We start from the raw sequence: 16,955 nt of genomic DNA, 5'->3' as shown, positions 1-16,955 counted from the left end.
CCCCATGTTTACTAAAACCCCTGTTGAATTATTATTAAAAGACTTTTCAAACTTATTAAACAAATGTCAATCCGTTTTTGATTTAGTGATCAGTCGTCGTTATAACGTAAATTTAGCGATTTTAACTACGGCTGAAGCCTACGCTATTGCTGAAAAGGCGTATGTCCGTTGTGATCAAAATGTCCAATTACAAACTAAAGAAGTTGAAGCTTTCGTTAACGCTTTTGACGATTTTTATTTTGAGCTAAAGCAAGTTTTATTCCACGACGACGATGATATTCCAAGTTTTAAGAAACGTCTAACTACAATGCAAGAACAATATGAATTGTTAACACAATCATTTAATTTGTTATAGGAGATTATACAATGAATCAACAAGAAGCTTTGGATCGCTTAAAAGAAGAATTAAACCTGCCCTTTTTTAATGGCAAAATTGAAGAAAAAGAATATAGCGAAGAAGAGTATCAAAAAATGAAAAATGATTTGATTAAATACTTTGACGACTATGTTCGTAATGTGGAAAATTAAATCCATCTATTCTATTTTTGATAAGTAGTGCGATTTTAACGCCTTCTTTAGTTTAATTCAGTTAAATCAAACTAAAAAACAGCCGGACTACCTTTTTTGGGTAGGTTTAGTACCTCAAAAGTCAGAATTTTTCTCTAACTTTTGCTGGGAACTTCAAAACACCGGCTGTTTTTATTTTTAGTGAATTTTCCTAGTTACTTTTTTAATTCCAAAAATTTTGTCGCGACGTTATTTAAAAATGTTTCATCGTGCTCAATGATCACCATAGTAGGCTGGACGGCTTTTATAACGGCTTCAAGTTGTTCTTGATTAAAGACATCCAAATAATTTAGCGGTTCATCCCAAATAAACAATTCTGCCGGACTTGCCAAAGACTTCGCCAATTCTACTCGCTTACGCTGTCCCATGCTCATATCTTCAATTTTATTATAGAAAACTTCTCGCTCAACACCCAGTTTACGTAAATTATTTAACAAGTCTTCGTAATTCAGGTGGTGACTTTCCGCAAATTCTGTTAAAGTCCCGGTATTATCTTCGTAATTTTGACGCAGATAGCTAATAGTAAGATTTTGCGGGCGATTCAAAATCCCTTGGCTATTACCGGTAAAATGTTCCATTAAATAATGGATTAAAGACGATTTACCAGCACCGTTGATCCCTTTTATTGCCAGGCGTTCCCCTTGACGTAATTCAAATGAAACGGGTTGAAATAGTGGGGCATTTTCGCCATAGACTAACGTTAACTCTTCTGCTTGTAACAATAACTTATGATGCGTAGGAGCAAAATTCATTTGCAGCCTATCGACTGTTTCAATGTCTTTTAATAGCTCTGCTTTTTGCGCAGCTTGATCTTCTAGTCGATTCACAATTGCTTTGGAACGTTTCATAGTGCGGGCCGCATCCGCTCCCACTGCCCCTTTATTCACGCGGCGCTTTTCTGTATCAATAAATCCTTTTGATTTTTTCGTCTTATCCCCTTCGCGAGAGCGGGCCCACTCCGCTTTTTCAGCTGCGGTTTGTTGCAGGCGCCCAATTTCTTTTTTCAATTTAGCATTTTGTTCCAACTCATATTTATCCCGCAATTGCTTTTGTTCTTCATAAACAGAAAAATTACCTTGATATAAAACCAATTGACTTTTTTCAATCGATAAAATATGATCTACCACTTCATCCACAAAATGACGATCATGGCTTACCACAATAAAGCCTTGTTTTTTTCGTTTTAAATACTTTGCAACTTGCCTTCGCCCCATGACATCTAAGTGATTGGTCGGCTCATCAATTAACGGGAAGTTTAATTCATCCACAAACAATAACGCTAGTAAAACCTTCGTCTGTTCCCCACCGGAAAGACTGACAAAGGGGCGCCACAAAATTTCAGGATCTACGCCGAGTAAATTTAGTTCACGTTCTAGTTGCCATTGTTCAAAATTTACTACTTCTTGTAACGCATAAAAGGTTAGCTGCCCTTTGTCTTGCAATTGCTGAGGGAAATAGGTAAACGACATTTGATGCGTAATCTGGCCTTCATAGGGAAATTTACCCTGTAGTAGATTTAAAAGCGTCGTTTTTCCCCGCCCATTACGACCAATCAGCCCTAGTTTCCAACTTTCATCAATTACCAAATTACTATGATCAAAAAGTAAAACACCCTGGTTGTCAAAACCAAACGTCAAATCGTGTATTTTTATTACGGTCATCTTATCACCTCATATAAAAACTGTGGAAATGTACTTATTTAATTCGTGCTAACTAGCGAAAGTATATTTCCAAGTCAGACATTGCTACACATAAATACTGGTCCCATTTTTATCTTTTACAACAATATAAAAAAGGACCGTCCTATTTTCAGGAACGGTCCCCACTTTGGGTTATTGACAAATAAGGCAGATAAAAAGACCCTACAAAGTCATTGAACCAATCCTGAAAATCTGCACACGAATACCTTGGTCGTTCCAAGTTTTTCGTCTAAATGCAGCTTCAATAAATTGGTTAAATAATCAATGCAGGATCCCTCATTTCGTTTTTAGTAATTTAAGATTAGCATGATTTTCAATTCTTGGCAATTTTTCTGAAGTGAAATTAAAAATTGGAACAAACCTATTCAAAAAAATTGCGCCACCTTACAATAAAAAAACATATACTTTATTTTTTATCATTTTTTTGATTTTTAATTTCTTTTATAAGTTAAAAACAAGAAAATTCATTTCGTAACTTTTCATCTAAAAAAAGAAATATGACGCTCGTTTTTCTTATTTTTAGGCATAAAAAAAACCATTGGGTTGGTTAGGCCCAATGGAAAAAGGAGTAATTACTCTCAAATGGAGTAAAATGAAAAATAAAAAGGTTGTTGTTGGTTATGTATTTAATATAAACGACAAGTGCTTTTTTGTCATAAAAATAACGTTACAGTTAAATTAGATAACTCTCGTTTTGCTAATTATCCCATTTCCCCAGGATTTATTTGCTCACTTTAGGTGAATAAAATTCATTTCTCCCTTCATTTTCACCTAATAAGAAAAGCTGAAGGAATCGGTCAACCCTGAGCTAAAAAAAAAATTTGCTAAAATGGATGCTTCATTTTCGCAAATTTAGTTTTTTTGGCCGAAGGGTTGATTCGTGAAGCTAGACAGTCAGAAAAGCTTTTCGGACTCGCTTAGCTTTTAAGCATTAAGGCACAATTGCAATAAATTGCTTTTTTTAATTTCTTGCAATTGTGTTCTATTGTCGCCGAGAGTTAGTCCATAAAGCTAGGCATAAAAAAGGCTAGATAGTGAAAAAAGCAGTCAAAGCAATATTTTTTGTGACAATTTTATACTGCCTTGATAGCTTACAAAAAGAACCTTGAAAAAATTAACAAAAATTTTCAAGGTTCTTTTTTTAGTTTAAGAATGAAACGACAATAAACTTTTTATTTTTTGCCTAATAATAAGTTTGTCATTCGTTGAATAGAAAATGAGATTTCGTCGGTTGCTTCGTCTTGTTTTGTTTCAGAAGCATCAAAAGCCTTCGTATCAATCCCATTTTCTGTTTGTAAACTGGCAATCATTTCATCACAGCCAGCAACATATTTTTCATAAGAACGTTGAAATTTTTTATGAATTCCCATTACTTTTGCAGGTGGACGCAGTTTTTCAATTTGCGCTAACATTGCTTTGTATTTTTTTGTGCCGGCAGCAAATACATCTACGACTTCCACAATCTTTTCTGGCGTCAAATTTGCTAGTTCATTTGTATCAATAGCAGTGCGAATAATTTCATAATGCGGGTTCATTTCTTCCCCGATTTTTTCTGTATCTTGTACGATATCATTAATATTTTGGACATAATAACCAAGATTTGGTCTCACAGTTATTCCTACTTTCTTTTTTTGTGATAATTTCATTTTAGCGGTTTTTCTACTAATAAGAAAGTATTCTCTAAAAAAAGGGTTATTTTTTGCATTTTTTCTAAGAGTCTTGGAAAATATAGATAAAGGTGGTGAATGAAGATGGCACAAGCAAAATCACTTCAAGCATATGCCAAATTAAGTAGTGCTGACACGCTCACAAATATGAACAGCACAAAAGCCGGACTAACTGAGGCGGAAGTAAAAAGCAGGTTGGCGAAATACGGAAAGAATGTGATTGCTGCCACAAAAAAGCAATCACTATTAAAAGTGTTTTTAACTAACTTTACAAGTATGATGGCAATTTTATTGTGGGTAGCTGGCCTCATCGCCTTAATGACTGGTACGCCAGAATTAGGAATTGCGATTTGGCTTGTCAATTTGATTAATGGCGTTTTTAGTTTTTGGCAACAATATCGCGCCCAACAGGCTACCAGTGCTTTACAAAAAATGCTGCCTAGTTACGTTAAAGTCATGCGAGCAGGACAAACAAATAAAATTTTAGCCGCCGACTTGGTACCCGGAGATATTGTTTTATTAAATAGTGGTGATAATATTCCCGCCGACGGTCGCTTACTTTCTGCCGATAGTCTGGAAGTAAACCAATCTTCATTAACTGGTGAATCTATTACTGTCAATAAAGAAACCGATCCACAAACCGACGCAGCCTTAAAAAACGCTGGTAAGTACGCCGAAGCAAATTTGGTTTATGAAGGTACATCGGTGGTCAATGGCAGTGGCTCCTTTGTCGTTTTAGCTACTGGAATGCACACTGAATTTGGCCAAATTGCCAGTTTGACTACTTCTGTTGCAGCTGTTAAAAGTCCGCTGCAAAAAGAATTGGATATATTAACACGGCAGCTTTCTTTAATTGCTATTGTTATTGGGGCATTGTTTTTTGTCGCCGCTGTCTTTTTTGTCGGATATCCCTGGCCTAAAGCTTTCATTTTTGCGTTGGGAATGATTGTTGCCTTTATTCCTGAAGGCTTATTACCAACCGTTACCTTATCTCTTGCAATGGCTGTCCAAAAAATGGCCAAAAAAAATGCGTTAGTAAAACATTTGAATAGTGTAGAAACTTTAGGCGAAACTACGGTCATCTGTTCTGATAAAACAGGTACTTTAACCAAAAATGAGATGACCATCGAAAAAGTTTGGCTTCCAACAGATGATTACACAGTTTCTGGTACTGGTTATGAACCTAACGGCATCGTGACAAAAGCTGGTAAAAAAATAGATTTAGCGCAAGAGCATGACTTATTACAACTGATTCGGATTGCCAGTCTATGTAATGACTCAGCCATTGAAGAAAAAGAAAATCACTACCAATTAGTGGGTAGTCCCGATGAGGGCAGTCTTTTGATTTTGGCTGCTAAGGCTGACTACGATCTAAGGGATGAAAGGAAAAATTATCCCCGTTACAACGAACTTCCCTTTGACTCAAAACGCAAACGCATGTCAACTATCCACCAAAATAATGGGCAAAACTACGTCTTTACCAAAGGTGGCATTACCGAAGTTTTAAGCTGTTGTCAAAGTTATTTAAAAAATGGGCAAGTCATCCCCTTAACTGAAGCTGTAAAAAAAGAAATTTTAGCTAAAAATGATGATTTGGCAAAAGAAGGCTTACGTACTTTAGCATTTGCTGATCGTATTTTACAGACAACAACAAATTTAACCATTGAAAATTGCGAACAAAATTTGACTTTTGTCGGTATCACCGCCAGTCAGGATCCACCGCGGGAAAATGTCATGGAGGCAATTCAAAGATGTCATGATGCCTCCATTCGAATCATCATGGTAACTGGTGATTACGGTCTAACTGCCAAAAGTATTGCCCGCAAAATCGGCATCGTCAAAGGCGCTGACGTCCGGGTAATTACCGGCGATGACTTAGCTAATATGTCTGATTCAAAATTAAAAGAAAATTTAACACATGAAATTATTTTTGCTCGCGTTGCTCCTGAACAAAAATACCGCGTAGTCTCTCTATTGCAAAGTTTAGGTGAAATCGTTGCTTCCACAGGTGATGGGGTCAACGATGCACCGGCCTTGAAAAAAGCGGATATCGGTGTTGCGATGGGAATCACCGGAACCGATGTCGCCAAAGAAGCAGCCGATATGATTTTAACCGATGATAATTTCACATCTATTGTAAATGCAATTGAAGAAGGGCGGACGGTTTACAACAATATTCGCAAATTTTTATTGTATATCCTAAACAGCAATATGCCAGAAGCAGTCCCTTCTTTATTGTTTTTATTATCAAAAGGTATGATTCCCTTACCTTTAACTGTTATGCAGATTTTAACAATCGATTTGGGTACTGATATGTTACCTGCTTTAGGGTTAGCAACTGAACAAACTGAACCCGGTACTATGAAAAAACCGCCCCGTAAGCGGACAGAACATTTATTAACCAAGCAAATTATTTTAAAGGCCTTTGCTTGGTATGGTCTTTTAGCCTCCATTATTTCAATCGGCGCCTATTTCTTTGTCAACCATTTAAACGGCTGGCCCACGACTGCCTTAGCTACTGACGGCACCGTTTATGCCATGGCCACAACTATGACCTTAGCTGCAATTGTCTTTTGCCAAATTGGCGCTGTTTTTAACTGTCGCACCGCAGAACAATCACTTTTTAAAATTGGTTTTTTCTCAAACAAACGAATCTTAGGCGGTATTTGTTTTGAAGTGATTTTAATTGCATGTTTGATGTATGTCCCGTTTTTACAAAAATTATTTGGCACCACCGGCATTCAACTACAAGATTGGCTATTTCTAATTTGTATTCCTCTACCTCTGATTATAATTGAGGAAATCCGCAAGAAAATGATTCGCAAAGCTTAAATTTAGCAAAAAAACCATCAAGGCAGACCTTGATGGTTTTTTTAGCTTATTTTTAATGAACAGGATGAGCTGCATGTGTTTGGCGATGATTTAAAATAAAGCCTACTACAATGGTAATGACCGGTGCCAACAAAGGAAAAAAGGCAAAAGGGACATACGCCATAGCACTCACTTTTAAAGTACCCGCGATAAATGTACCGCTAACCCCCCAAGGAATCAACGCATTCACACTAGCACCTGCATCGGCTAAAGTTCTAGTTAAATAGCGATTGTCTAATTTCGCTGTTTCAAAAGATTTTTTGAATGTTTCTCCCGGTAAAATAATCGATAAGTACTGTTCCCCCACAATAATGTTTACCCCGATACTGCTAAGAGCGGTCAAACCGATCAAACGAGACGGACGATCCATTTTACTTTTTAGTGCTTCAACAATATTTTCCACAATTTGATATTTCAATAATAAGCCGCCTAAAGCCAACGCTAAAATAATGAGACTGGCCGAACCCAACATACTCATAATACCACCACGGGATAAAAGTGTATTCAACTTCTCACTAGCTGTTTTGGCCGTAAAACCATTCATTAAAATAGTGGCAACTTTTTGCACCGTTAAAGTATGATCATGAATAAAACTAAGTCCAATCGCAACGCTGGCGCCTGTTAATAGTGTCGCAATCGCTGGAATCTTCTTGACTGCCATAATAAATAATATAATCAAAGGAATTAACGTCCAAGGTGAAATCCAAAAATTATTTTCCATATTGGCAATCATTTCATTCACACTCGTCAAATTAGCTGTTTTACTTGTATGACCTAAAAAGACGTATAAAATAAAACTAATCACAAAAGCAGGTAAATCGGTGAAACGCATATTGGCAATATGTTGAAACAAATCAATTTCGCCAATTCCAGCTGCCAGATTGGTCGTATCTGATAGCGGTGAAATATTATTGCCTAAAAAAGCCCCCGAAACAACTGCTCCTGCTGTATACGCATCGTGAAAGCCTAAAATATGGCCAATCCCTAAAAAAGCAATTCCGATCGTGGAAATTGTTGTAAATGAACTTCCTACGGTTAACCCGACAATCGAACAAACGACAAAAACTGTTGGTAAGAAAAAACGTACCGAGATAATTTTAAACCCATAAACCATGATCGTCGGAATTGTTCCTGCTAAAATCCAAGCGGCCACTAACACGCCAATTAATAAGAAAATAATGATGGGAATAATACCTGGGGTAATGCCACTGATAATCCCTCCATGAATATCATCCCACGAAAATTTTTTCATGCGACCATATAATAATAGCAGCATGAAAACAAATAAAATCGGAACATGAGGACTTAGCTGAAAGCCGATAATTAATATTCCCAAAATTGCTAACATGGCTGCCAAAACCGCAGCACTTTCTTTGGTTGAAATTTTTTTCATGTAAATACCTTCTTTATTTTTTCAAAGTAAAAACGCCCTGCCGCAAGGACTTACGACAGAACGCTTAGTAAATTGTTAATGACTATGGTGCAAGTGGTCTGCAGAAGAGTCAGTAACAGCAACTTTCCAGTCATTTTTCTTAAAGTGATTAATGACCAAAGGAATAACAAACATCACAACTGCAATAGCTGCAACTAACAACGCATTCGCTAAAGTAGATGTCCGTAATGTCGCATACGTAACGACAACGATTGAAAATAGCAACATGATGCTAACAACCCATACAAAAGCATTCCCTTTTTTACCAATTCGGTAAGGACGAGCCATTTCAGGATGATGTTTCCGTAATTCTAAAACGGAAATTGCAATTAGAACATATACGATACAATAAACGATTGTCGTAGCGTTCGTTAAAGTTAAGAAAACAGTGCTGACATCATCCATAACCCCATACAATAACGCAAATAGTGAAATAACGATCGATTGCGTCAAGACAACATTTTTAGAAACGCCATATTTATTTTCTTTTTGGAAGCCAAACTTAGGTGGTAAGAAACCTTCTCTTGCAACTTGAATAATAGTTTTTGAAGGACCAGTTACCCAAGCAGAAAGTTGTAACAAGACACCAATAAACACCATGAAACTGAAAATATTACCAATAATTTTTGGCAGACCCAAAATTTCGCAATAAATGATGATTGGTTGGGTAATATTGGCCAATTCCATTTTGCCCGCTGGGACTACATTGGCAACAAGCATTGCATTAATAACGTTTAGTAAAACTAAACCAATTAAAGCGATGAAAACTCCCTTGGTATAATTTTTCGTAGAATCTTTCAAACGAGGCATATAAACTGAACTCATTTCAATCCCAACGAAAATAAAGCTAATACCTGCTAAATATTTTAATGTTTCAATATGTTGCAAGTCTGGTAAAACCTTTGACCAAGAAAAAGCACCCAAATATCCATTTGATACTAAGCCAACCTTGAAAAAGGCAAATAAGCCAAGTACAAACATTACAACAACGGGGATATATACGCCTAACCAAACGCCGATGTTACCACCGACTTTGGCCATATCAAATTTTAAATTCAAAATGGTAATAATCCAGTAAATAATTAAAATACAAGCTAAAACAAACCAGTGATTATTGCCTAATGCGACATTACCAAATGTATTTCCTAAAAGTGGGCCTAAAGTTGAGGCTACCATTACCATTCCTGGGAACATTTGCACCCATAGTAACCACGCAACTACAAAACCCCATTTGCTACCTAAGGCAGTTTTTACCCATAATTGTGGGCCGCCTTCTTCTGGCAACATGGTAGAAAGTTCACCGGAAATCATTGAGATTGGGCCGGCAAAAAAGACAACTGCAAAAATTGAATAGAAAATTAATGTCCATCCAACTGCTGCTAAAGTTGGGATACTCCGAACGGTGGCACACAAAGCCATTGTTAGACCAATAAAAGTCCCCAAACTAATTTTATTAATATCTGACTTACTCACTTTTGACACGCTCCTTAAAATTGGACCGCAGTCGATCAGTTACCTGACGGCAACTGACCCTGCCGTCTACTGACTGATTAGTGTGCTGAATGTACTAATTTTTCTGCATAGATTTTTTCCAATTTTTCTTGAAGCGCAACTTTGATTTTTTCAGCATATTGTTCAAAGTTTTCTTCTTTATTCATATATGGTGTCATTACGCTGGCACGCAATACGGTAATTTTTTCCACCCGACGCCATTCAGCATCTGAAAAACCAAGTTGGTTAACAAATTGTAATGGGCTATCACCATAATCAGGCACAGCAAAGTCAGTATGTGAAGTTAAGAATTCATTACCATAAATGCTTCCCTTGACATATGAAGAGTAGTCATAAACATCATGATTTAATTTATTCATTGCTTCTAAATCATCATTACCTTTTTCTTTGAAGACATAGTCTACCATGTTGAAATCAGGATAAGTTAATGGGTGTACTTCAATTTCTTTATCGCCAACTTTAAAGGACAAGTTATTTAAGAAGTTAAAGAAACGGTGTGAACCTTCAATAGATGCCCCCATTAATTTACCATACCCGGCAACATTCAATGGTAAAACATGATGTGCAGCCCAAACACTGGCAGCTGTTGCACCGGCTTTGGAACCTTCTAAGATATAAGCGCCTAGTAAGGCAGGAATATCAGCGCCTTTTTCAAAAACGTAAGTTGCAAAATAAGAAATTACGTCCCGCATCCGAATATCTTGGATAACAATCCCACCAGCAGAATAAGGAACATAACCCATTTTATGCGGGTCAATTGTAACAGATTCAGCTTCTTTTATGGCACGATAAGCATTGTACACTTCTTCTAAAATATAATTTTTATTTTCAGTGAAGACCCCATTTTCAAAATGAACATCTTTTAATTCTTCAAATGGGATAAAGTTATTATCTTCGTCTAAGAAAATGGCACGACCATAACCACCATAAGCAGCGTCTACGTGCAAGTAGAAATAAATACCGTCTTTTGCTAAAACGTCGCGTAGGGCAGCAATTTTATCGATTGGGTCGATTGCGCCTTCTTCTGTTGAACCAACAACACCCACAACACCTAAGATTGGTGTTTTATCAGCGGCTAAATTGCGCACGATTTTTTCAAGTTCATTAACATCCATCCGGTAATTGTGATCCACTGGTACTGGAATAACTTGATCCAAGCCAATCCCAATAATGTCAGCAGCTTTCAACCATGAGTAGTGTTTTGTTTGTGGAACTAACCATTTTCCTAATTTTTCTAGGTTTTTACCACTACGGGCAGAAGCAGCTTTAATATCATCAATTTTTTCGGGCACTGTTGCAAGTAAGTCCATAATTTCTTTCGTAGACAAATTCAAAAGTTCCCATTCTGACTTACCACTAACCAATTCTGGTGTAACTTCTTTCATGGCAAGCGGTAATGATTTAATGTTGCGGGCATACCATAAGCCTTCTAAGTTTGCTAAAGAACCGTCAGCAACAATATGTCCCCAACCATCGCTATAGCTCATTAATTGCGCAAATTCACGCCCTACTTCTTCTTCCATTTGGCTTGTAGCAGGAGATGATTCATAGGCTACGTTATTGCCGTTCCAAAGCATAGCAAAGTTATAGGCTAACAATGATGGCATTAACGTTTCTGAGTTCATATGTCCCCAGTAACGTCCGGCAGTATGCCATGGGACAGAATGACTGCGCATCCGTGATGAAATTTCAGATAAAACATCTTCCATTTTGTTGACAGTGTTTTTAAAACTTTCACTGCTTTTTTCTTCAGGCGTAATAATTGGCATGTCTTGTGGCATGTAATTTTGGCGCCAGCCTAAATGCTCGTCTACTAATTCGTTTAACAAAGCTTTGTAAATTTGGCCATTTTCAGCTTTGTCCCCAATAAATAGGGCATTTAGATTCAAATCGTTTCCTTGTTCACTCATGATGAACTCCTCCTAAAAAAGTATTGATAAAAATTTTGTCGTCTGTAGGTTACACCTGTTCTTTTTAAAAGGAAAATCATATCTGGACTGTTTTTTAATCAAATTCTTAATTGTTAAATTGTTTTAAAGTTCAAGTCAATTGTGAAAATTTAATAAACCAGTCCGCATGATACTTTTTATCTGAAAATTCTAAACAGATGTAAAAACAATCGTTATTTTAAGTGGCGGAATTTTAGTCAATTTTTTTATTCGTGAATTATTTTTAGGTTAACCTCAATCTGATAGTCATTATCTTTGTGAAGTCATTTTATTTTACATACGATAAAAAAAGAGCACTCTGTCAAGACAGAATGCTCTTTTTCGTAACGTATTAACAGTGATCTTTACTTTTTTAAGACCAGTTCATCATTTGAAATGGAAAATGAAAATCATTGTTTTTCAAGGTAAAAAATTATTGAATTCTAATTTAATACTTTGGCCAAAAAGTATTTTTTCTTACCTTTTCTGATAACAACGAATCTTCCTTCGAAATGATCAGATGGTGTTACGACAAAATTTAAATCAGTGATACGATCACCGTTAATACTTATAGCTCCGTTTGAAACATCTTCTCGTGCTTGACGTTTTGATGGTTCAATTTTTGTTGCTACTAATAATTCCACGATATTTTCAGGGTCGTTGGAAATTTCAACTGTTGGCATTTTGCCAAAACCTTGTTCAATTTCAGTAGCATTTAAATCTTTGATATTACCAGAGAATAACGCTTCGGTAATTTTTTGCGCTTCGTCTAAATCTTCTTGGCTGTGAACAAAGCGGGTCACTTCTTCAGCTAAGCGGCGTTGTGCTTCCCGTTTTTCCGGTTCAGTCGCAACTTTTTGCGCTAATGTATCGATTTCTTCTTTATCTAAGAAAGTAAAGAATTTCAAGTATTTAATGACATCCCGATCATCTTGGTTCAACCAAAATTGGTAGAATTCAAATGGGGAGGTTTTCTTAGGATCTAACCAAACAGCGCCTCCGGCAGTTTTGCCAAATTTCGTTCCATCTGCTTTTAGCATTAAAGGAATTGTTAAACCAAAGGCTTCTGCTTCTGGTCCTTCTAATTTTCTGATCAAATCAAGACCAGCTGTAATGTTTCCCCATTGATCGGCACCACCGATTTGAAGTTGTACACCAAAAGTTTTGAATAGGTGTAAAAAGTCGATGGATTGTAAAATTTGGTATGTGAATTCGGTAAAGGAAATCCCCACTTCCAAACGACTTGAAACAATATCTTTTGCCAACATTGTGTTAATGTTGAAGTTTTTACCGTAGTCTCTTAGAAATTCCAATAATGAAATTTTTGATAACCAGTCAAAGTTATTTACAAAACTGATGTTAGCATCTTTACCAAATAACTTGCGCATTTGATTGGATAATGCATCCACATTATGTTGCACTGTTTCCATTGTTTGCAAAGTTCTTTCTGTTGTACGACCACTAGGATCCCCAATTGTTCCTGTTCCACCACCGATTAAAATATAAGGACGGTGGCCCGCCAATTGAAATCTTTTCATCATCATGAAAGGAATTAAATGTCCAATGTGCATGGAATCACCTGTTGGGTCGACACCACAATAAAGCGCAATGCTCTTTTCATCTACGAGTTTACGTAGACCTTCTTCATTGGTTTGTTGGTTGATGGCATCCCGCCACGTTAATTCATCAATAATATTCATCTTATTGACCTCCGTCTATATTTATGAAAGCAGTAAACTGCTGGCATAGCAAAATTTTATTTTGTTATTAAAAAATGTTTTTTATTACACGACGTTCAAATGTAAGTAATTTTTAATTTAGGATATAAAAAAAATCCCTTGGCAAAATTGCCAAGGGACGAAAATTCGCGGTACCACCCAAATTATATGCTATAAAAGCTAGCATATCACTCAAACATTTAACGCTGTCGCGCGGCTTTACGCCAAGACTCCGGAAGTGTAATTCACACAATTAGCATGTACTGGTTTGCAGCTCCACCAGCTCTCTTTAACAGCGGCTATTGTCCTACTGTGTTTCCATCACAGTCATCATTTATTAATGTGTCTACATCATAAAACTGTACAATCGGTTTGTCAACAAGAAAGACGTTATTTTTTTCAGAATAACATTTTTTGAAATAAAAATTACAGCGCTATTTTCCCCAAAAAAATTAGCTGTCACAGCATAATTATTCATAGTGAATAAGCTATGGTACATCACTTTGACAAGCTTTTTCCATCGGTATAAAAATTGCAGGTGTCACCGACAAACACCTTACTATAAAATAACAAAAAAAAGGCTGGGATAATAGGATAATCCCAGCCTCTTTCACTTTATTTATTCTTTACCCATCGCTCTTTGGAAAGCTTTCACAATTTCCACGACTGGAATAATCGCAAAGGATGAACCAACAACAATTCCCCATTGATATAAATCAAGATGTGCAACGCGGAAGATATCATTTAATCCTGGTACAACAATGATTACCATCATCAAGAAGAATGAAAGTAAAATTGCCCAGTTGAATGATTTGTTGCGGAATGGCCCAACTTTAAATAAGGATTGGTGAACAGATTTCACGTTAAATGCGTGGAATAACTGCATCAAGCCTAGGGTTGCAAATGCCATGGTTAAAGCATCACTATGAATTGCTTCATAAGTTGCGTGTACTGGCCACTGGATAGCAGACCAATAAACAAATAAAACCGTAGCCGCTTCTAAAATACCTTGATAAATGATACTTGAGAAGACACCGCCAGAAAACAAGTTGGAGTTGCGTCCTCGTGGTTTATGACTCATTAAATCTTTTTCAGCCGGTTCCATTCCCAAAGCAATTGCTGGGAAAGTATCCGTTACTAGGTTAATCCACAATAAATGAATTGGCAATAAAGTATCCCAATTTAACATCGTTGCAATAAACAACGTCAAAACTTCACCCAAGTTAGCTGCCAATAAATATTGAACAGCTTTTTGAATATTAGAGAAAACTTTACGACCTTCTTCTACAGCCACAACAATTGTTGCAAAGTTATCATCAGCTAAGACCATATCAGAAGCCCCTTTAGAAACTTCTGTACCGGTAATACCCATACCAACACCGATATCTGCTTGTTTTAAAGCCGGAGCATCATTAACACCATCGCCTGTCATCGCAACAACTTTGCCTTCTTTTTGCCACGCTTTAACGATACGCACTTTGTGTTCTGGAGACACACGGGCATAAACAGAATAGTTTGCAACTTTTTGCGCAAACTCATCGTCAGACATTTGATTTAATTCAGCACCTGTTAAAACGGCAGCATCATCCCCGGCTTTAATAATCCCAAGACGTGCCGCAATTGCTTCTGCGGTATCTTTGTGGTCACCAGTAATCATAATCGGACGAATACCGGCTTCTTTGGCTACCTTAACAGCATCTGCAGCTTCAGAACGTTCTGGGTCAATCATGCCGACTAAACCCGCAAAGATTAAATCATTTTCGACTACTTCTGTTTCTAAATCAGTTGGAATAGCGTCCACATATTTATACGCCATACCTAAAACACGCAATGCTTGTTTGGCCATATCTTTGTTATTGCTCAAGATTTTTTGTTCTTCAGCGTTTGTCATTGGTTTTACTTCATCGAATACTTGATACTGTGTGCAACGACCTAGTAAAACATCTGGTGCGCCTTTAACAGCAACTAAATAGCGACCATCTGCTTCTTGGTGAATGGTTGACATTAATTTACGATCTGAATCAAAAGGTAATTCTGCAACCCGTGGTTCTGCTGCTACTTTTTCAGTAACATCAAAGCCTTGTTCTTGTCCAAATTTCACAAGTGCAGTTTCTGTTGGGTCCCCAATTAATTCGCCTTCTTGACTGAATTTTGTGTCATTGGCGTAGTTCATAATTTTAAGGGCCATATTGTTATCTGGAATATGTTCAGACGATGGATATTGACGATCATTGGTATAAAGTTTTTCAACTGTCATTTGGTTCAGCGTTAACGTCCCTGTTTTATCTGAGGCGATGATATCTGTTGAACCTAATGTTTCTACCGCTGGTAATTTACGGATAATCGAATTACGTTTTGCTAATACTTGCGTACCTAAAGCTAAAATAATTGTAACGATTGCTGGCAAACCTTCTGGAATTGCAGCAACGGCTAGAGATACAGAGGTCAATAGCATATCCATCCAAGGTGTACCGTTAACTAAAGTTCCAAACAGGAACATGATCACAGCAATAACTAAAATTGCAGCTGTTAAGAATTTACCTAAGTGATTCAAGTTATTTTTCAGTGGTGTTTCGGTTTCATCCGCAGCTGCCAACATACCTGCAATCTTACCAACTTCGGTATTCATCCCTGTATTTACAACTACACCTTTACCACGACCATAGGTAACATTACTGTTGGAATAAGCCATATTAATACGGTCGCCAATACCAATTTCAGTACCTTCTAAAACAACCAATTCTTTTTCTACTGGTACAGATTCTCCAGTCAAAGCCGCTTCTTCAATTTTTAAAGAACTAGACTCAATCAGACGCATATCAGCTGGAACAACATCGCCGGCTTCTAACAATACGATATCCCCAGGCACAAGATCTGTACTCTTAATTGATAACGCATGACCGTCTCTTACAACATTGGCATTTGGTGTGGACATGTCTTTTAAAGCTTCAATCGCAGCTTCTGCTTTTGACTCTTGGACAACACCCATCACTGCGTTAATAATGACAACTAGCAAAATAATGATGGAATCAACCGGCTCGTGAGGCGCAGAAATAATTGCGGCAACCAATAAAACTAAAATCATCAAGTCTTTGAACTGTTCAAAGAACTTTTGGACCATTGATTTTTTCTTGCCTTCTTCCAGCTCGTTTTCACCGTATTCACTTAGACGCTTTTTGGCTTCTGCGGCACTTAGACCGTCAGCAGTTGCATCTAACTCTTTTAGAACCTCATCTGGCGTTTGGGAATAAAACGCTTGGCTCAACTGCTGTTTTTTGTTTTCTTCTGACAATTTTGTTCCTCCTTTGAAATTATCATCCACAAGTCAGCTAAAAAAAATAGACTTGTGTATGTGCATAACATACATAAGTCTCACTAATTAAGGCAACACCAGAAAGTTAATTTCGGTTGGTGATGTTGCCACAGCTTATGCTGCTAGTTACTCCCTCATGAAAACATATAAATACAAGAAACATTATATAGTAGATTGCAGCCATGGGCAAATACTTTTCGCAAAAATCCATGGTAGAAACAAATTAAGGTTAGCTTTTTTTCGCGCT

10 protein-coding genes and 1 other annotated feature are annotated in these 16,955 nt (G+C 37.0%); of the genes, 3 read left to right on the top strand and 7 right to left on the bottom strand.

Annotated elements, in window-relative coordinates:
- Positions 1-4: 4 nt before the first annotated feature.
- Positions 5-355 carry a hypothetical protein gene (locus tag JZO76_RS00840; RefSeq protein ID WP_206902282.1) on the top strand — a complete coding sequence of 117 codons (351 nt, stop codon included), beginning with the start codon at positions 5-7 and terminating at the stop codon, positions 353-355.
- An 11-nt stretch (positions 356-366) separates the two neighbouring features.
- Positions 367-528 (top strand): hypothetical protein, encoded by a 162-nt coding sequence (locus JZO76_RS00835; protein ID WP_206902281.1) that lies wholly within the window; start codon positions 367-369, stop codon positions 526-528.
- A gap of 194 nt (positions 529-722) precedes the next feature.
- Here JZO76_RS00835 and abc-f read toward each other — a convergent pair whose 3' ends face one another.
- Both abc-f and JZO76_RS00825 read right to left on the bottom strand, forming a co-directional pair.
- Positions 723-2,228: a ribosomal protection-like ABC-F family protein gene (abc-f, locus tag JZO76_RS00830; RefSeq protein WP_206902280.1), complete on the bottom strand. Its 1,506-nt coding sequence runs from the start codon at positions 2,226-2,228 to the stop codon at positions 723-725.
- Positions 2,229-3,439: 1,211 nt separating this feature from the next.
- Complete coding sequence (locus JZO76_RS00825) at positions 3,440-3,877, bottom strand: hypothetical protein (protein ID WP_206902408.1); 438 nt, start codon at positions 3,875-3,877, stop codon at positions 3,440-3,442.
- A 141-nt stretch (positions 3,878-4,018) separates the two neighbouring features.
- Here JZO76_RS00825 and JZO76_RS00820 point away from each other — a divergent pair, with 141 nt between their 5' ends.
- Positions 4,019-6,766 (top strand): cation-translocating P-type ATPase, encoded by a 2,748-nt coding sequence (locus JZO76_RS00820; RefSeq protein ID WP_431520960.1) that lies wholly within the window; start codon positions 4,019-4,021, stop codon positions 6,764-6,766.
- Between the two features lie 52 nt (positions 6,767-6,818).
- Here the strand turns inward: JZO76_RS00820 and nhaC are convergent, their stop codons facing one another.
- The 5 genes from nhaC to JZO76_RS00795 form a co-directional block, all read right to left on the bottom strand.
- A complete protein-coding gene (gene nhaC / locus JZO76_RS00815; protein WP_206902278.1) occupies positions 6,819-8,198 on the bottom strand; it encodes a Na+/H+ antiporter NhaC in 1,380 nt (459 codons plus the stop codon).
- Between the two features lie 75 nt (positions 8,199-8,273).
- On the bottom strand, positions 8,274-9,710 hold the full coding sequence (tyrP, locus tag JZO76_RS00810; RefSeq protein ID WP_206902277.1) for a tyrosine-tyramine antiporter: 1,437 nt from the start codon (positions 9,708-9,710) through the stop codon (positions 8,274-8,276).
- A gap of 77 nt (positions 9,711-9,787) precedes the next feature.
- Entirely contained in the window at positions 9,788-11,659 is a 1,872-nt protein-coding gene (tdc, locus tag JZO76_RS00805; protein WP_206902276.1) for a tyrosine decarboxylase, read from the bottom strand.
- A 461-nt stretch (positions 11,660-12,120) separates the two neighbouring features.
- Positions 12,121-13,377 (bottom strand): tyrosine--tRNA ligase, encoded by a 1,257-nt coding sequence (gene tyrS, locus JZO76_RS00800; protein ID WP_206902275.1) that lies wholly within the window; start codon positions 13,375-13,377, stop codon positions 12,121-12,123.
- A 150-nt stretch (positions 13,378-13,527) separates the two neighbouring features.
- Positions 13,528-13,729: a binding site (T-box leader), on the bottom strand.
- A 285-nt stretch (positions 13,730-14,014) separates the two neighbouring features.
- On the bottom strand, positions 14,015-16,687 hold the full coding sequence (locus tag JZO76_RS00795; RefSeq protein ID WP_206902274.1) for a cation-translocating P-type ATPase: 2,673 nt from the start codon (positions 16,685-16,687) through the stop codon (positions 14,015-14,017).
- Between the last annotated feature and the right edge of the window lie 268 nt (positions 16,688-16,955).

The sequence above is a fragment of the Candidatus Enterococcus myersii genome (assembly GCF_017316025.1).
GTDB lineage: Bacteria > Bacillota > Bacilli > Lactobacillales > Enterococcaceae > Enterococcus_C > Enterococcus_C montenegrensis.
This window is presented reverse-complemented; position numbering and strand designations above follow the sequence as displayed.